14 protein-coding genes, 1 tRNA gene and 1 other RNA gene are annotated in these 17,155 nt (G+C 68.7%); 5 read left to right on the top strand and 11 right to left on the bottom strand.

Annotated elements, in window-relative coordinates; all coding sequences use genetic code 11:
- Positions 1-16 precede the first annotated feature (16 nt).
- Positions 17-1,150, bottom strand: a complete 1,134-nt coding sequence (locus QM591_RS13970; protein WP_415133087.1) for an ROK family protein — start codon at positions 1,148-1,150, stop codon at positions 17-19.
- A gap of 304 nt (positions 1,151-1,454) precedes the next feature.
- Here QM591_RS13970 and QM591_RS13965 point away from each other — a divergent pair, with 304 nt between their 5' ends.
- On the top strand, positions 1,455-1,958 hold the full coding sequence (locus tag QM591_RS13965) for a DUF3145 domain-containing protein (RefSeq protein WP_067160199.1): 504 nt from the start codon (positions 1,455-1,457) through the stop codon (positions 1,956-1,958).
- A gap of 214 nt (positions 1,959-2,172) precedes the next feature.
- Here the strand turns inward: QM591_RS13965 and QM591_RS13960 are convergent, their stop codons facing one another.
- The 6 genes from QM591_RS13960 to aceE all read right to left on the bottom strand — a co-directional run bounded on the left by QM591_RS13960 (position 2,173) and on the right by aceE (position 9,798).
- Positions 2,173-3,411: a beta-ketoacyl-[acyl-carrier-protein] synthase family protein gene (locus QM591_RS13960; RefSeq protein WP_415133084.1), complete on the bottom strand. Its 1,239-nt coding sequence runs from the start codon at positions 3,409-3,411 to the stop codon at positions 2,173-2,175.
- A gap of 69 nt (positions 3,412-3,480) precedes the next feature.
- Positions 3,481-3,729, bottom strand: a complete 249-nt coding sequence (locus QM591_RS13955) for an acyl carrier protein (RefSeq protein WP_028495632.1) — start codon at positions 3,727-3,729, stop codon at positions 3,481-3,483.
- Between the two features lie 85 nt (positions 3,730-3,814).
- Positions 3,815-4,816, bottom strand: a complete 1,002-nt coding sequence (locus tag QM591_RS13950; RefSeq protein ID WP_415133082.1) for a beta-ketoacyl-ACP synthase III — start codon at positions 4,814-4,816, stop codon at positions 3,815-3,817.
- The gene (locus tag QM591_RS13945) at positions 4,813-5,751 is read right to left on the bottom strand and encodes an ACP S-malonyltransferase (protein ID WP_415133080.1); all 939 of its coding nucleotides are present in this window, start codon (positions 5,749-5,751) and stop codon (positions 4,813-4,815) included. The genes QM591_RS13950 and QM591_RS13945 overlap by 4 nt, the downstream gene beginning before the upstream one ends.
- Before the next feature lie 97 nt (positions 5,752-5,848).
- Entirely contained in the window at positions 5,849-7,060 is a 1,212-nt protein-coding gene (locus QM591_RS13940; protein WP_415133078.1) for a PucR family transcriptional regulator, read from the bottom strand.
- 8 nt (positions 7,061-7,068) lie between these two features.
- Entirely contained in the window at positions 7,069-9,798 is a 2,730-nt protein-coding gene (aceE, locus tag QM591_RS13935) for a pyruvate dehydrogenase (acetyl-transferring), homodimeric type (RefSeq protein WP_415133076.1), read from the bottom strand.
- Between the two features lie 173 nt (positions 9,799-9,971).
- Here aceE and QM591_RS13930 point away from each other — a divergent pair.
- A tRNA-Val gene (locus QM591_RS13930) sits at positions 9,972-10,044 on the top strand.
- 115 nt (positions 10,045-10,159) lie between these two features.
- Here the strand turns inward: QM591_RS13930 and QM591_RS13925 are convergent.
- Both QM591_RS13925 and QM591_RS13920 read right to left on the bottom strand, forming a co-directional pair.
- Entirely contained in the window at positions 10,160-10,309 is a 150-nt protein-coding gene (locus QM591_RS13925) for a hypothetical protein (protein ID WP_415133074.1), read from the bottom strand.
- A gap of 52 nt (positions 10,310-10,361) precedes the next feature.
- Positions 10,362-11,864: an amino acid permease gene (locus QM591_RS13920; RefSeq protein WP_415133072.1), complete on the bottom strand. Its 1,503-nt coding sequence runs from the start codon at positions 11,862-11,864 to the stop codon at positions 10,362-10,364.
- Between the two features lie 102 nt (positions 11,865-11,966).
- On the opposite strand from QM591_RS13920, the gene QM591_RS13915 reads away from it, so the two are divergent.
- Both QM591_RS13915 and QM591_RS13910 read left to right on the top strand, forming a co-directional pair.
- Positions 11,967-12,701 (top strand): zinc ribbon domain-containing protein, encoded by a 735-nt coding sequence (locus QM591_RS13915; RefSeq protein ID WP_415133070.1) that lies wholly within the window; start codon positions 11,967-11,969, stop codon positions 12,699-12,701.
- A gap of 19 nt (positions 12,702-12,720) precedes the next feature.
- On the top strand, positions 12,721-14,418 hold the full coding sequence (locus tag QM591_RS13910; RefSeq protein ID WP_415133068.1) for a bifunctional 3'-5' exonuclease/DNA polymerase: 1,698 nt from the start codon (positions 12,721-12,723) through the stop codon (positions 14,416-14,418).
- 30 nt (positions 14,419-14,448) lie between these two features.
- Here the strand turns inward: QM591_RS13910 and QM591_RS13905 are convergent, their stop codons facing one another.
- On the bottom strand, positions 14,449-16,191 hold the full coding sequence (locus tag QM591_RS13905) for a DUF4012 domain-containing protein (protein ID WP_415133066.1): 1,743 nt from the start codon (positions 16,189-16,191) through the stop codon (positions 14,449-14,451).
- 60 nt (positions 16,192-16,251) lie between these two features.
- Positions 16,252-16,902, bottom strand: coding sequence for an LPXTG cell wall anchor domain-containing protein (locus tag QM591_RS13900; protein WP_415133064.1), 651 nt, complete (start codon positions 16,900-16,902; stop codon positions 16,252-16,254).
- Between the two features lie 103 nt (positions 16,903-17,005).
- Here QM591_RS13900 and rnpB point away from each other — a divergent pair.
- Positions 17,006-17,155, top strand: an RNA gene (rnpB, locus tag QM591_RS13895) — RNase P RNA component class A; the annotation flags it as partial.

Here is a 17,155-nt window from a genome sequence, read left to right as displayed (position 1 = left end):
GCAGGGTCCGTCAGCATCAGCGCAGGAAGTTGTCGATGCGACCGATGTCGAACACGTGGTCCTGGGCGAGAAGAGCAGCGCCGCGCACGCCCGCGCGGCGACCGAGGCGGCCGCGCTCGACGACGAGCCCGCGTCGGCCATAAGGGTGGGCGGAGCCGAGGAGCTCGCTACGGATCGCGCCGAGGAAGCGATCGCCGGCATCCTGCAGATTGCCGCCGATGACGACCGCCTCGGGGTTGAACAGGCCCACGGTGTCGGCCAGCGCAGCTCCGATGATGGTGCCGGCGTCGATGAGCGCGTCGACGGCGCGCGGGTCGCCCGCCTGTGCGAGCGCGACGATGTCGGCGCTCGTGCGCGCCGAGACGCCCTCGAGCGCGAGGCGGTCACAGATGGTCCGGCCGCTGGCCAGATCCTCGAGCGGGCGCAGCGGGCCGCGCTCACCGGCGGAACGCGGTGCACTCAACTGGCCCGCGCCGCCGCGCATCCCGCGGACGATGCGCCCCTCCGTCACGAAGGCGCAGCTGACGCCCATGCCGACTTTGAGCACGATCAGGTCGGAGTAGCCCGGCCATCCCAGGCGCGCCTCGGCGGAGGCGAGGACCTGCACGTCGCGCCCCACGGCCACGAGGCCGGAGAAATCACGGAAGACCTCGGCCACGTGCACGCCGTCCCACCGGGGGTCGGGCTGGCCGAGGCCGAGCTCGCCCGTGCGGGGGTCGACCGGACCGGGCACGCCGATGCCGATCCCGACGACGTCGGCGCGGGTGCGTCCGAGTCGAGCGAGGAGGAAGTCGTACACCTGCCTCGCCCACTCGAAGATGTCCTCCGGGCCGTCGTCATTCCCGATGTCAGCCTCGTCTTCGTACAGCACCTCCGAGACGAGATCGGTGACGGCGATACGCGTGTGCGAGCCTCCGATGTCGAGGGCCAGCAGCACGCCGGCATCCTTCGCGACGGCGAGCTCCTGGGGCGGGCGCCCGCCGGACGAATCCAACGCGCCCGACGTGGTGATCAGCCCCGCCGTCTGCAGGTCGTCAAGACGACGAGCGAGGGTCACCCGCGACCAGCCCAGGCGATCGATCAGCGCCTTCCGCGTGGTCGCCTGACCAGTGCGGATGAGTTCCAGTACGATCCCCGGGCCGGTGGACACGGTGGCTCCTTTCCCGCGTGGGCTACCTTTTGAACATGTGTATCCGAAAGTAGATACATGCGCAACGATGCAGTCACGATAGCGCCTCCGGCGGGGCGTTCAGCGTCTGCTCGGGGGAGTGTGACGCTGGGGCGTTGCTCCGGCCCGCAGTGATGCCTCTCCCCGCGCGGGCGAGAGGAATGACAGGCTTGTCATTCCTCCAGCGCGTCCGTCATACTGAGAGCACAACCATATACATCGCCGCACATCGGCTCGCACCGTTCAGGTCGTAGGGGAAGACGTACCTGACGAAACGGAGAGAACGATGGCGACACATCAGGCGCGTGGAGTGATCTTCATTCACTCCGCGCCACGCGCGTTGTGCCCCCACCTGGAGTGGGCGGTGGGACGCGCCCTCGGTCATGCCGTGAACTTCGACTGGGCCGACCAGCCGGTGCTCGCGGGCAGCCGCCGCGCCGAGTTCTACTGGGAGGGCAACGTCGGAACCGGCGCCGCCCTGGCCACCGCCATCCGTGGGTGGGAACACTTGCGGTTCGAGGTGACCGAGGACCCGACGCCTCGCAGCGACGGCGGACGCTGGCTGCACACGCCGGGCCTGGGCATCCACTTCGCCCAGACCGACACGGCCGGCAACGTCGTGATCGGCGAGGACCGCATCCGCTATGCGATGGAGATCGCGGCCGGCGACGTCGCGGAGCTCCAGCGCGAACTCGATGTCGCCCTCGGCGCGGCGTGGGATGAGGAGCTCGAACCCTTCCGCCACGCCAGCGACGACGCACCCGTCGTCTGGCTTCACAAGGTCGGCTGAGCCCCCGCGAGACGAACCGGTCGTCACCGACACCTCTCTGACGAGGGGCTCACCGGGCCGGTTGCACAACTTCACACACCAGGCGGCGCAGGAGCGCCAGTACCGCCCTCGGACGGCTTCCCGGGGAGTGGGAACACGTGCCGGCCGTCTCACCCGAAAGAAGGACGCCCTCCGCAGGCTTCGCGGAGGGCGTCCTTTCGACTCGGTGGGCGCGTCAGACCGACTCGAAGGCCACGACGGCGTTGTGCCCGCCGAACCCGAAGGAGTTGCTGATCGCGAGCTGGTCGCCGTCGCCGAGGGGCATGGGCTGGCCCGAGAGACGGAAGGGGACCGCGGGATCCTGCTCGGTGAGGTTGATCGTCGGGGGTGCAACGCGGTTGCGGAGCGCCAGAACCGTGAAGATCGCCTCCAGAGCACCCGTGCCACCCAGAAGGTGACCCGTCGAGGCCTTGGTGGCCGACACCGGGATGTCGTCGATCCGATCGCCGAAGACGCTGTGGAGCGCGACGTACTCGTTCGGGTCCCCGACCGGTGTCGAGGTCGCGTGCGCATTGACGTGAGTGACCTCGTCCACGGAGCGCCCCGCAGCGCTCAGCGCCAAGTGCACGGCGCGCGCGGCACCGGTCCCCTCGGGGTCGTTCGCCGTGATGTGGTAGGAGTCGGCCGTGACGCCGCCTCCGACGACGGCCGCGTAGATCTTGGCTCCGCGCGCCTTGGCGTGCTCCTCGGTCTCAAGGATCAGCACACCGGCACCTTCGCCCATGACGAAGCCGTCACGGTCGATGCTGGCGGGGCGAGAAGCGGTCTCCGGAGAGTCGTTACGACGAGACAGCGCCTGCATCGACGCGAACGAGGAGATGGTGATCGGGTGGATGACCGACTCGGTCCCCCCAGCGATCACGACGTCGGCGAGGCCGGCTCGCAGGTGCTCGACGGCGTTGACCAGCGACTCCGTGCTCGAGGCGCATGCGCTGGCCACGGTGCGCGCATACGCACGGGCGCCGAAGTGGAGCGAGAGGTTCCCGGCCGCAGCGTTCGGCATGAGCATGGGGACCGTCATCGGCAGAACGCGGCGAGGTCCCTTCTCGCGCAGCGTGTCCCACGCGTCCAGCAGGGTCCACAGTCCACCGATCCCCGTGGCGAAGTCGATCCCGAGACGCTCGGGTTCGACGTCGGGGGAGCCGGCATCGGCCCACGCCTCCATGGCGGCCACGAGGGCGAACTGCGACGAGGGATCGAGCCGCTTGGCGACCGGTCGCTCCAGCACTGTGTCGGGCCGCACCTTGGCCTGGGCGGCGAAGGTGACGGGAAGCGAGTACTTCTCCACCCAGTCGTACTCGAGGGTGCTCGTGCCGGATGCGCCGGCGAGGAGAGCCTCCCAGCTCTCTGGGGCGGTTCCGCCGATGGGGCTGGAAGCGCCGATTCCGGTGACGACGATGCGCTTGTTGCTCATGTTTTCCTCATACTGCGGCGACGGGGACGGATGCGAGTACCGCACCGTCCCCGTCGGGGCTCGTGCAGGTCAGGCCTGGTTGGACGTGATGAAGGTCACCGCGTCGCCGACGGTCTTGAGGTTCTTGACCTCTTCGTCGGGAATGGTCACGCCGAACTTCTCCTCGGCGTTGACGACGATCGTCATCATCGAGATGGAGTCGATGTCGAGGTCATCGGTGAACGACTTCTCGAGCGCGACCTCGTCGGCCGAGATGCCGGTCTCGTCGGTGATGAGCTCGGCGAGCCCTGCGAGGACCTCGTCGTTGGTGAATGCCATGGGATGTCTCCTTGTTTTCTGATGGTCTGGATGAGGTGTCACCGGCACACGGCCGGTAGCAAGTCTAGGTGCGCGACGCGCCGCCTCACGGGAGGACGACCACCTGCGCCCCGAAGACGAGCCCGGCGCCGAAACCGATCTGGAGGGCGAGGCCTCCCGAGAGTTCCGGCTGCTCCTGGAGCAGGCGGTGGGTGGCAAGCGGAATGGATGCCGCCGAGGTGTTGCCCGTGGTCTCGATGTCGCGGCCGATCGCGACACTCTCAGGCAGTCCCAGCTGCTTGGCGAACTCATCGATGATGCGCATGTTCGCCTGGTGTGGAATGAAGGCCGCGAGATCACTCGGCTCGACGCCCGCCTCTTCGAGCGCACGGCGGGCGACCTTCACCATCTCCCAGACCGCCCAGCGGAACACCGTGGGGCCTTCCTGTCGCAGCGTCGGCCATGGCGCGGCACCGTCGCGGAACTCCACGAGGGTGTGGTTCATTCCGACCGCGTCGGCCTTCGATCCGTCCGATCCCCACACCGTCGGCCCGATCCCCGGGAAGTCGCTCGGTCCGACGATCACGGCTCCCGCGCCGTCGCCGAGAAGGAAGGAGATGGACCGGTCGGTGGGATCGACGATGTCGCTGAGTTTCTCCGTTCCGACCACCGCGACATACGTAGCGGCGCCCGCTCGGATGAGCGCGTCGGCCTGAGCGACACCGTACGCGAAGCCCGCGCAGGCGGCGTTGACGTCGTACGCTGCCGCCGGGTTCGCGCCCACCCTGTCGGCCACGATCGCCGAGACCGACGGGGTCTGCTTCGGGTTGGAGATGGTGGAGACGATCACCGCGTCGACGTCCGAGGGCGCCACTCCGGAGCGGGCGATCGCCTCGGCGACGGCGTCGGCGGCCAGATCGATCGCCGTGACGTCGCTGCTCGCGCGCGCGCGTGTGACGATGCCGGTGCGCTGTCGGATCCACTCGTCGCTCGAGTCGATCGGACCTACGAGATCCTCGTTCGGCACGAGGTTCTCGCCTCGGGCGGCGCCATAGGCGTAGATGCGCGTGTGCGCGGGACCGGTGGACTGCTTGAGCGTGACGGTCACGCGGCGCCTCCCTGGGTGTCGTTGTCGGTGGAGAGCAGCGCGACGGCCGCATCGAGGTCATCCGGCGTCTTGAGCGCGACCGTGGGAACACCGCGCAGCGCCCGCTTGGCGAGACCGGTGAGGGTGCCCGCGGGAGCGAACTCGATGATCCCGTGCACGGCGTGGTCGGCGAACGAGGCCATGCACAAGTCCCAGCGGACCGGCGAAGCGACCTGTTCGACCAGCAGCTCAAGCGCTGCATGGCCATCGGTCACCACGGAACCGTCGTGGTTCGTCCACAGGGTGCGGGCCGGCGCGGCGGGCGCCACTGCCTGCGCCGCGGCGCGTAGCGTCTCGACGGCAGGCGCCATGAAGCGCGTGTGAAAGGCGCCCGCGACCGCGAGCGGGATGACACGTGTCGCCGGCGGCGGTGTCTCGGACAACGCGACGAGGGCCGCCGCGGCACCGGCGGCGACGATCTGGCCGCCGCCGTTGTAGTTGGCCGGGGTGAGGTCGAGCTCTGCGAGTCGAGCGACGACCGCGTCCTGGTCGCCGCCGAGAACGGCGCTCATCCCGGTCTGCGCGGACGCAGCGGCATCGGCCATCGCGCGACCCCGGATGCCGACGAGGCGCATGCCGTCGGCGTCGGAGAGGACACCCGCGGCGGCGAGAGCGGCGATCTCACCCACCGAGTGACCGGCGACGCCGTGGGGAAGCGTGGGAGCACGACTCTCGAGTGCGTGCCACGACAGGAGGCTGGCGGCGACGATCAGTGGCTGCGCCACGCGCGTGTCGCGGATCCGATCGGCGTCCCACTTCGTCCCGGCCGCCTCGAGGTCGACCTCAGCGAGCTCGGAGAAGCCCGCGAGGCGCTCGCGCGCGCCGTCGAGCTCGAGCCACGGCTCGAGGAAACCTGGTGTTTGCGACCCCTGACCGGGGAAGACAGCAATGATCACTTCCCTATCCTCCCAAGAACACATGACCGTCGACTGGCGAAACAGTCACAAGAAACATGAAGACCTTTGTGCGCGTCGGACAGCGAACGCATCCGACTCAGGCTCGCCGCGGCGACGGCGGGCGCCGCCGGGTGACATCGGTCCCGATCGAGCCGATGATGAGTGCGGTCTGAAGGATGAGCGCTTCCCGGGGTCCCGTCGCGTCCCAGCCGATCACGTCCGAGACACGTTTGAGGCGGTATCGCACCGTGTTCGGGTGGACGAACAGCTCTCGCGCCGTCGCCTCCAGCGACCGGCCGTTGTCGAGATAGCTCCAGAGGGTCGCTACGAGATCGGTCGAATGCGCCTGGAGCGGGCGGTAGATCCGCTCGACCAACGTCGCCTTGGCGAGCGGATCTCCCGCCAGGGCGCGTTCGGGGAGCAGATCATCCGCCTCGACCGGGCGGGGTGCATGGCGCCAGGCCTTGGCGACGGCGAAGCCCGCGAGGGCCGCACGCGCACTCTGGCCGGCGTCGACGAGCGCGGGGACCGGGGGACCGAGCACGAGATGTCCGCTGCCGAACCCGGGCTCGAGCCGCTTGGCGATCTCGGGGAACGAGAGCTTCTCCTCACGCTCGCTCGCTCCCGGCGCATCGGCTCGACCGATCACGAGCACGAGGCGGACCCCCTGCACGCCGATCAGCACGTCGACGCCGAGCTTGCGAGCGAGGCGGCGAAGGTGGTCGACGTCGAACTGCGGGGGAGTGGTGCCCACGAGCACGGCCACCTCGCCGTGTCCGTGCCAGCCGAGAGCGGCGATCCTGCTCGGGAGCTCTTCGTCGGACTCGCCCGTGAGGATGGAGTCGACCACGAGCGCTTCGAGGCGCGCGTCCCACAGCCCGCGGGCTTCGGCCGCCCGGGCGTAGACGTCGGCGGCGGCGAAGGCGACCTCTCGCGAGTAGAGCAGAGTGCTCTCACGGAGATCCTCGCCTCGACCGGCGACGCGTTCCTCGGTCACCTCAACGGTCACCCGGATCAGTTGGAGGGTCTGGGTGAGACTCACGCTGCGGAGCAGTTCGCGCGGCGCGGCGGCGAAGATGTCGGCGGCGATCCACGGCTGGGCCGTGGGGTCGTCATACCACTGGATGAACGCCGAGATCCCGGCCTGCGCGACCAGACCCACCGCGGAGCGCCGCGCGGGCGGCATCTCCGCGTACCACGGAAGGGTGTCCTCGAGACGCTGAATCGTCGCCGTCGCGAGGTCTCCCGAGATGCGGCGCAACCACGCGAGCGTCTCGGCCTTCTCCTGCGGGGTGGGTCTGGTCGGCATGCGCGAGCTCAGCTCTCGCCGCCTGCGTTCCCGCTCGTGCCGGCGGTCACATCGTGCAGACGGTACTTCTCGATCGCCTGCGCCGACAGAGAGCGGTCGACCAGACCGTCCTCCGCGAGGGCCTGCAGGGTGCGGACGACGATCGACGGGCCGTCGATCTTGAAGTACCTCCGCGCCGCGGGACGGGTGTCGGAGAAGCCGAAGCCGTCGGCGCCGAGCGTCGCGAAACGACGCGGCACCCACGGACGGATCTGGTCCTGGACGGCGTGCATGAAGTCGCTGACCGCGATCACGGGGCCTTCGGTCTCCCGAAGCCGGTCGGACACGTAGGCGGATCGCGGCTCGTCGAGCGGGTGGAGGAAGTTGTGCTCGTCGGCGGCGAGGCCGTCGCGACGCAACTCCGTCCAGCTCGTGACCGACCACACGTCGGCCACGACGCCCCAGTCGTCCTTGAGCAGCTGCTGCGCTTCCAGCGCCCACGGCACACCGACGCCCGAGGCCAAGAGCTGGGCACGGTGTCCCTCGCCCTCGCCCGACGAGATCCGGTGCATGCCGCGCACGATGCCCTCGACATCGACGCCCTCGGGCTCGGCCGGCTGCACGAGCGGCTCGTTGTAAAGGGTGATGTAGTACATCACGTTGGGGTCGGGGTGGTTGCCGCCGTACATGCGCTCGATGCCCGCGCGCACGATGTGTGCGATCTCATAGCCGTAGGCCGGGTCGTACGAGATGGTGGCGGGGTTGGTCGAGGCGAGCAGGTGCGAGTGCCCGTCGGCGTGTTGGAGCCCTTCACCGGTGAGCGTCGTGCGTCCCGCGGTGGCGCCCATGATGAAGCCGCGGGCCATCTGGTCACCGGCTGCCCACTGCGCGTCACCCGTGCGCTGGAACCCGAACATCGAGTAGAAGATGTAGACCGGGATCAGCGGCTCGCCGTGGGTCGAATAGGCCGTGCCGACGTTGGTGAACGCTGCGACCGCTCCCGCCTCGTTGATGCCGACGTGCATGATCTGCCCCTGCGGGCTCTCCTTGTAGGCCAGGAGCAGCTCGCGGTCGACCGACGTGTAGTTCTGGCCGTTGGGGTTGTAGATCTTCGCCGTCGGGAAGAACGCGTCGAGCCCGAAGGTGCGCGCCTCGTCGGGGATGATCGGCACGATCCGGTGACCGAAGTCCTTCACCCGCAGGAGGTCTTTGAGCAGCCGGACGAATGCCATCGTGGTGGCGACTTCCTGCGTGCCGGACCCCTTCTTGGGGAGGGCGTAGGCGTTGTCGTCCGGAAGGGCGATCGGCACGTGGTGCGTGCGGCGCTCCGGAAGGAAACCGCCCAGCGCGCGGCGCTTCTCGACCATGTACTGGATCGTCTCGTCCTCCATGCCGGGGTGGAAGTACGGCGGGAGGTACGGGTTCTCCTCGAGCTGCGCGTCGGTGATCGGGATACGCATCGAGTCGCGGAAGTGCTTCAGGTCGTCGAGAGTCATCTTCTTCATCTGGTGGGTCGCATTGCGGCCCTCGAAGTGATGACCGAGGCCGTAGCCCTTGATCGTCTTGGCGAGGATCACGGTGGGCTGGCCCTTGTGCTCCAAGGCGGTCTTGTAGGCGGCGTACACCTTCTGGTAGTCCAGGCCACCGCGGCGGAGCTTGCCCCAGATGTCGTCGTCGGACCAGTCCTTCACCATCTCGAGCGTCCGCTCGTCGCGCGCGAAGAAGTGGTCGCGGATGAACTTGCCGTCCTCGGCGCGGTAGGTCTGGAAGTCGCCGTCGGGGGTGGTGTTCATGAGGTGCACGAGCGCACCGTCACGGTCGCGCTCCAGCAGCTCGTCCCAACCACGGCCCCACACGACCTTGATGACGTTCCAGCCGGCGCCGCGGAAGAAGCTCTCGAGCTCCTGGATGATCTTGCCGTTGCCTCGCACGGGCCCGTCGAGGCGCTGGAGGTTGCAGTTGACCACGAAGGTCAGGTTGTCGAGGCCCTCGTTGGCGGCGACCTGCAACTGACCGCGGCTCTCGACCTCGTCCATCTCCCCGTCGCCGAGGAAGGCCCAGACGTGGGAGTCGGAGAGGTCCTTGATCCCACGGTTGGTGAGGTACTTGTTGGTCATCGCCTGATAGATGGCGTTGATCGGTCCGAGCCCCATCGACACGGTCGGGAACTGCCAGTAGTCCGGCATCAGTCGCGGGTGCGGGTAGGAGGGGATCCCCAGCGGTGCCTGCGACTTCTCTTGGCGGAACCCGTCGAGCTGGTCGGCGGACAAACGTCCCTCGAGGAACGATCGCGCGTAGATGCCGGGGGAGGCGTGGCCCTGCACGAACACCTGGTCGCCGCCGCTCGGGTCGTCCAGACCCCGGAAGAAGTGGTTGAAGCCGACCTCGTAGAGAGAGGCAGAGGAGGCGTACGTCGAGATGTGGCCACCGACGCCGATGCCCGGGCGCTGCGCACGGTGAACGGTCAGAGCCGCATTCCAGCGGATCCACCGGCGATAGCGCCGCTCGAGTTCCTCGTCACCGGGGAACTCCGGCTCGTTCTCCGGAGCGATCGTGTTGATGTAGTCGGTCGTGGGGATCTGCGGCACGTTCAGCTGCAGCTCACGGGACGCCTGCAGCAGGCTGAGCATGATCTCGCGACCGCGGCCGGCACCCTTGGCGTCGACGAGCTGATGCAGAGATTCCTGCCACTCATGCGTCTCTTCGGGATCGCTGTCCTGCGGGCCCTGGGAGTACGGATCCTGATCGTTGACAGTCACGGGACACCTTTCGTCTTCTGGCAGGTCATACCAGGGATGGGGCTGTGGAGGCGTCGGGCTTTGTGAAGCAACGACAACGCATCCTGGATCAGCCTAGTCACTCACCGCACCTCCCGGTGCCGTCGGGCGGAGTCGAGAGCTGCGGTGCGGCGCGCCGCTAGACTCGACAGCGCGGGCCTTTAGCTCAGCTGGTAGAGCGCCACGTTTACACCGTGGATGTCGTCGGTTCGATCCCGGCAGGGCCCACATCCGTTCCGCGAACGCCGCGTCGACCGCGCAGGCGTTCCCTGCCGTTGGTCCCTCGCGTGCAGAACCGCAAGGCGAACGCCCCGGCGAGCAGCACTGCAGGTCGAACCCTGCTTCAGTCGGGGAGTTCTTCGACGATCTGCTCCAGCAGTTCGATCAGACGTCGATCGCTCGGGACCGGCACCTGGATCCCATGGCGCTTACGTGCCCCGAGCGACTCGGCGAGTTCGTCGATCATCGCGTGGAGCTTCTGCTTGTCCGCCATGCCAGGACTCTATCGAGGGCGCGCCGAGCGGAATCCTCGGGGCACGTCCCGATCAGCCCTCGCGTCCGACGATCTTCGGCTCAGCGGGGTTGAGGTACGGCGCGTCGTCCTTGCCCAGACGGGAGTGGCTTCGACCGTAGGCGAAGTAGATGACGAAGCCCAGGGCGAGCCAGATCAGGAACCGCAGCCACGTCTCGACCGTCAGGTTGAGCATGAGATAGGTGCAGATGGCCGCGGAGAGGGCCGGAAGCAGGGGGCTCCACGGCACGCGGAATCCCCGCTTCAGATCCGGGCGGGTGCGTCGGAGGACGATCACGCCGACCGACACCAGGACGAAGGCGGAGAGCGTCCCGATGTTCACCATCTCTTCGAGGACCCCGACCGGAGTGAGGCCGGCGACGAGGGCGACCACGATGGTGACGATGATCGAGATCACCCATGGCGTGCGACGCGTCGGGTGGACCTTCGCCAGGGAGCGGGGCAGGAGAGCGTCGCGGGACATGGCGAAGATGATGCGCGTGGCACCGATGAGGAGGGTCAGGACGACCGTGGTGAGGCCGGCCACGGCACCCGCCGAGATGACGGTCGCCATCCAAGCCTGCCCGTGATGGGCGAAAGCGTTGGCGAGAGCTGCCGCCGGGTCGAGATCCGCATACGACACCATGCCGGTCACGACGAGGGCGACCGCGCAGTAGAGCACGGTGCAGATGACGAGCGAGGCGATGATCCCGATCGGCAGGTCACGCTGCGGCCTCTTCGTCTCTTCGGCCGTGGTCGCCACGACGTCGAAGCCGATGTAGGCGAAGAAGACCAATGCGGCACCGGCGAAGATGCCGCCAAGGCCGAACGCCATCGGCTCGATCCCGGAGATGAACTGCAGGAGCGGCTGGGTGAGCCCTGTCGCCGTCTGCCGAGGGGCGGCATCCGGGACGAAGGGTGTGTAATTCGCCGGGTTGACGAACAGCAGCCCCGCGACGATCACGAAGAGGACGATGAACAGCTTGAGGCCGACGAGCACCATGTTCACTCGCATCGACTCGCGAATCCCGTACGTCATGAGCGCGCCGAGGACGAGTACCAACAGGATCGCCATCAGGTCCACAGTGCCGCCGTAGCCGATGGCTGCAGGAATCGGCAGCCCCAGCTGCTCGAGGAGAACGCCGAGGTATGCGCTCCATCCCTGCGCCACCACGCCCGCGCCCAGGAACATCTCCAGGATCAGGTCCCATCCGATGATCCAGGCGAACAACTCGCCCAGTGACGCATAAGAGAAGGTGTAGGCGGATCCGGAGACGGGAACCGTGGACGCGAACTCCGCGTAGCACATGGCCGCCAGGCCGCACGCGATGGCCGCCACCACGAAGCTCACGACGATGGCGGGGCCCGCCACCTCGTGTGCCACACGGCCGGTCAGAGTGAAGATGCCGGCACCGATGACGACTCCGACCCCGAAGACGGTCAGATCGAACGCGGACAGCGACTTCTTCAGGCGGAACTCGGGTTCCTCTGTGTCGGCGATGGATCTCTCGACGCTCTTCGTCCGCATCACGCTCATCGTGCTGCTCCCTCCGCGGCCCGCACCACATCGTAGTCCCGAGCGGGATTCCGTCAGGGAGCGGGCCGCCGGCGTGTGGATACGCGCGATAGGTTGGACTGCGTGAAAGCCAGCCCCACGGACCAGCGCCGCCTTCTCGACCTCGCCACGCTCGATGTCACGCTGCGCGCGGCCGACCACGCGCGCAAGAACCCCGCCCAAGCGCAGCGGGTTCAGGAGCTCCTCGTCCAGCGCCAGGCCCAGTCGGTCGAGCTGACGAGACTTCTCGGCGCGCGCGATGACCTCGCTGCCGAGCTCTCGCGCATCGAGTCCGACGTGGCGGTCGTGGACGCCCGCGCCGCACGTGATACCGAGCTGCTGGCCGCCACGAGCAGCGCGAAAGACGCGCAAGGGCTCGAACACGAGATCGCCTCGCTCGCCAAGCGCAAGAACGATCTGGAAGAGGCCGAGCTCGAGATCATGGAACGCATCGAAGCGGCGGAATCCGAGATCGCCGCGCAGGAGGCCCTCATCGCCGCCACCAACGACGAAGGTGCTCGCCTCAGCGCCGAGGGCAAAGCTGCCGTCGAGAGCGCGGCGGCCACCTACGACGGGGCCTCCCGCGACCGCGACGCCGTCGCTGCGACCGTCCCTGCAGATCTGCTCGCGATGTACGACCGGCTCGCGGCGCGCGGCAACGGCGCGGGGCTGCTCCGCCAACGCACCTGCGAAGGATGTCGGATGGTGCTGGCCGGTTCGGACCTGCACCGCCTGGCCCAGGCAGCAGAAGACGACGTCGTCACCTGCCCCGAATGCGGCTGCATTCTCGTGCGCACCGAGGAGTCGGGCCTCTCATGAGAGCGCCCGCCATCCGCCCGTGACCGACGCGCGATGGCGTCTGGTGGCACGCCAGGCACCGCGGGAGATCGTGCTCGTCGATCTCGACGCCTCCGGTGCTGAGCACCGCCATCACGTGATCGTGGGCACCGAGCTCACCCAGTGGGCGCGGGACTCACCACCCGGACTCCGATGGGTGTGGAACGATACCGCGGCGTGGTATCCGGCACTCTTGTCCGACGGCGTGGAGATCGAGCGTTGTCACGATCTGCGCCTCTCGCACGCGATCCTGCGCACGAGCGCTCTCGTCACCGATCCGACGGAGCTCCGCGCCGCGACGGCCTGGTCGGCAGCGGCGGCACCCGCCGGCGGCGATGCGCTGTTCGATCTCCTGGACGACCGAGAACGGTTGCCCGAGGACATCGAGGAGGTGCGAGCCGAGTTCGATCGTCAGCGGCGCGCGCTGGACACGGCCACCCAGCCCGACCGACTCCGCCTCCTTCTTGCCGCCGAATCGGCCGGCGCGCTCCTCGCGACCGAACTGCACGCTGCGGGCCTCCCGTGGCATCGCCCCACCCACGAAGCTCTCTTGGAGGATCTCCTCGGTCCCAGGCCCGTCCCCGGGAGCCTGCCGAGGAAAGCGCAACGGCTCGCGGACGAGGTGCGCACGGCGCTCGGCGACCCTCACGTCAGCCTCGACTCGCAGCCAAAGCTGCTGCGCGCCCTCCACCGGGCGGGCATCGGGGCACAGACCACCAACAGGTGGGAGCTCGCGGAGTATGACCATCCCGCGATCCCTCCACTCCTGGCCTACAAGAAGCTCACCCGACTGCTGACGGCGAACGGGTGGGCGTGGCTCGACGAGTGGGCCTCCGACGGGCGGTTCCGCCCTGTGTACGTCCCCGGAGGCGTCGTCACAGGGCGGTGGGCCTCATCCGGCGGGGGAGCCCTGCAGCTGCCGCGCCTCCTTCGGCCGGCTGTCCGCGCCGACCCGGGATGGGTGTTCGTGGTGGCCGACGTCGCTCAACTCGAGCCCCGAGTACTCGCGGCGATGGCGCGAGACACGTCCCTCGCGAGCGCGGCCCGGGGAACTGACCTCTATGCCGGAATCGTCGCGGGTGGAGTCGTCACGACGAGGCAGGAAGCCAAGATCGCGGTGCTCGGCGCCATGTACGGGGCGACCACGGGAGACAGTGGCCGGCTGGTGCCCGCCCTTCGTCGCGCCTATCCCCGCGCGATGGGGCTCGTGGACGATGCGGCCCGCGCGGGGGAGCGCGGCGAAGCAGTCACGACGTGGCTGGGCCGTACCAGTCCCGGCCCTTCGGAACGGTGGAGAGGCGCGCAAGCGAATGCAAGCGATCCCGAGGCACCGGCGAATGCCGCCGAAGTGGCGCGCCGTTCGGCGCGTGACCGCGGTCGCTTCACCCGCAACTTCGTCGTGCAGGGGACGGCCGCCGAGTGGGCTCTGTGCTGGCTCGCTGATCTCCGAATGAGACTGCGGACGTTTGCGAAGACCGCTTCCGGAGCACCGGCATCCGGTCCGGTCTTCGGGCAGCGCGCTCATCTCGCCTTCTTCCTCCACGACGAGATCATCGTCCATTGCCCCGAACGGGATGCCGACGCCGTGGGCGAGGCCGTGCGGGACAGCGCCGCCGCCGCCGGCGAGTTGCTCTTCGGAGGGTTCCCGATCGACTTCGCACTCGACCTGCGGATCTCGATCGACGCCGCGAAGTCGTGATCGTCGCGACCGGCCAGGCTCCGGGCGGCGTCAACCGCAGGTGAGCGGTGTGGGATCCCGTTCGTCAGCCGCGCGCAGCAGCGGAGTGCGCAAGAGCGTCGGCTCGACCGCACCGGCGACGGGGGAGACGAACCGGAACTCGAGCTCCACCGACTCTCCCGGTGCGAGATCGACCTCCAGCGCGCTGGTCGGGATGTCCCCGTCGACGACGTCGACGGCCCCCATGAGTTCGCCGTCCTTGCGTGTGCCTCCGAAAAGCCACTGCGAGGGTGCGGCGACCGAGACGACTGTGCCGATGTGTCCGGCCTCGACGCCCCAGTGCCCACCGCCGGTCATACTCCGGGGCCACCGGGAACCGGCATCGGCAGGGGCGTCGTTGCGCAGCGTGACCTGCACGGCCACGACGGCGTGTCCGTCGGCGCGGCAGGACGCGGATACGGTGCCCACCGCGACGCCGAGACGACTGTCCATCTTCCCGCCCGTGCTGTCGTTGAAGTACAGGGCGAACGCGCCGGACCCAGCGGCGAGATGACGGGCACGCGGGCCGCCGAAGACACTCCCGGCGAAGACCGCCGCCTCGTCGTCGTGTGCGCTCCACACCGAGACGCGTCCCTGCTCGACGGGCGTGCGCAGGGCGGAGAAGAACTCCGACGGGGAGGTGGGCGACGAGGTCAAAGCCGTGAAGTACCGCTCGGTGAGAGCGGCGAAGTACTCGCTCTGCTCCGAGCCCGACAGTGTGAGGTACGGATCGACCATGACGTCACGAACGAAGGTGTCGTGCGTCAGCGGCTTGCCGTCGGGGAGTGTCAGGTCACCGGTCACCGGGAGCAGCGCCCGGAGGACGATGGGATCGATGGCGATCACGACGTCCGGCGAGTGTCCGGTGAACTTCTTCCACCACGCCGACGCGAGTCGACCCGACAGGTCGAAGTCGGGGGTCGAAGTCGCGTTCTGCACGAAGCGGCCGACGGTGTCGCCGTACACGGCGGTCGTGGTCTCCGGGACGGGAACGACATCCTCATCCGCGCGACGGAAGTCGCTCGAGTCCGCTTGCCGCGCGAGTCGCAAGGCTCCGCCCTCGGCGCGAATCTCCGCGAACGAGCCGGTGATCCCGCCTCCGGAGCGCAACTCGGCGTTGTTCTGGAACATCACGAGGATCGTGCGTTCGCCATCGCCACCGAGCATCGCCGGCAGCACTCCCGTGATGTCAGACATCGGACCGAGGGAGGCCGACAACGTGGCCGTCAGGTGACGCGCCTTCTCCACGCCGTCGCTGACCTGATCAACCGTCGCATCGGTCGATATCGCGTCCAGTCGCGCGCGCACCTCGTCGAGTGATTTGGAGGCCCCAGACGCCGTCTCGTGGAGGGAATCCACGAGCGCGAGGTCGATCGCCCCGTCCACCAGGAGACCGCGTTCACCGATGCCGGCCAGCGCGTCTGCCATGGGTGAGGCCACCGAGGCGGACAGCGTGCGCAGCTCCTCGACCGTGACGCGAATCGCCTGCAGATTCGGCCCCGCCAGCGGCACGATCTCGGCGGCACGCCAGACCGGGTCGCCCACCGCTCCTGCGGCGGCCGCGGTCCGCGTGTCGAACTCCCGCGCGATCGAGTCGAGCCGACCGACGTCGCCCTTCGCAATCGCCGCTCGCGCGTCGCCCTCGAGCGTCGCGAGGGCCTGGGCCTCGCCGTTCACCGCCAGCACGCGGGTGAAGACCCACGCGCTGGCGGCGACGATCACGAGGAGGAGGGCCAGCGCCGCCCATCCGACCACTCGCCGCCCACGGCGGCGGGGATTTTCAGACGGCGCGTCCTCCATGACTCCGGAGACGGATCAGTGAGCGCGGCGGCGGCTGTAGACGAACAGTCCCGCACCGACGAGCAGCACCGCTCCGCCGCCCAGGAGGAACGGCAGCGTGGCGGCGTTCGACCCGGTCACGGCCAACGTCGACTCCGCGCTGACGCCCGCAGGCGCACCCGTCACGGCAGGCCCGCAGTTCCCGGCGGGGTAGCTCAGCGCCACCTCGACCTCGGGATTCACGACGACCTTGGCGGAGATGTCGCCCCGCGTCCACGCGAAGTTGTCCGAGGTCTGCACCCACGTGCCGTCGACCTTCCCGAATCCCGGCCAGCCGTTGGCGGAGCCGTCGGCAGCCACCGAGGCACCGGGCCACAGTACGCGACCCGACAGCTTTCCGTCGGCCCCGAGATCGCCCAGGTCGATCGTCGTGGAGTGCGACGCGTCCGAGAGGACGAGGTGCGCATCACGCTCGGTGACCTGATTGTCGGGATCCGTCAGGGTCACCGAGTACGAGATCCACGGAACGTCGTTCTCACACACGCTCGAGACATCGGATCCGGCGAGCGTGACGCTGCCACCGACCCCCGGCGTGTAGTCGTCTCCTGTCGCCGCGTGTGCCGCCGTCGGCAATGACAGCAACAGCACCCCTGCGAAGACCGCGCGCGCGAATACAGACTTCTTCATGACAAGCCCCCCAGCCTGCTCATCGGGCCCAACCCCAGAGGGCCCACACATCGAGGACTCTACACTAGTTCCCGGATCCGCGCGCTAGACTCACCGACGCGAATGGGTCGGCTGGACGGTCGCGTGGCGGGAGACCGCACCGAGGAACGTCCGGGCTCCACAGGGCAGGGCGGTGGGTAACACCCACCCGGAGCGATCCGCGAGACAGTGCCACAGAGAGCAGACCGCCCGCCGTCTTCGGCGGGTAAGGGTG

Source organism: Microbacterium sp. (genome assembly GCF_047607225.1).
Lineage (GTDB): Bacteria > Actinomycetota > Actinomycetes > Actinomycetales > Microbacteriaceae > Microbacterium.
Note: the sequence above shows the minus strand (reverse complement) of the source record. Positions and strands in the feature narration are given on the sequence as shown.

What these genes read in the sequence shown, in the direction of transcription:
- QM591_RS13965 (WP_067160199.1), top strand. Translation starts at nt 1,455, where the DNA reads ATGGCGACACATCAGGCGCGTGGAGTGATCTTCATTCACTCCGCGCCA.
- QM591_RS13925 (WP_415133074.1), bottom strand. Translation starts at nt 10,309, where the DNA reads ATGGCGGACAAGCAGAAGCTCCACGCGATGATCGACGAACTCGCCGAG.
- QM591_RS13960 (WP_415133084.1), bottom strand. Translation starts at nt 3,411, where the DNA reads ATGAGCAACAAGCGCATCGTCGTCACCGGAATCGGCGCTTCCAGCCCC.
- QM591_RS13920 (WP_415133072.1), bottom strand. Translation starts at nt 11,864, where the DNA reads ATGAGCGTGATGCGGACGAAGAGCGTCGAGAGATCCATCGCCGACACA.
- QM591_RS13955 (WP_028495632.1), bottom strand. Translation starts at nt 3,729, where the DNA reads ATGGCATTCACCAACGACGAGGTCCTCGCAGGGCTCGCCGAGCTCATC.
- QM591_RS13940 (WP_415133078.1), bottom strand. Translation starts at nt 7,060, where the DNA reads ATGCCGACCAGACCCACCCCGCAGGAGAAGGCCGAGACGCTCGCGTGG.
- QM591_RS13900 (WP_415133064.1), bottom strand. Translation starts at nt 16,902, where the DNA reads ATGAAGAAGTCTGTATTCGCGCGCGCGGTCTTCGCAGGGGTGCTGTTG.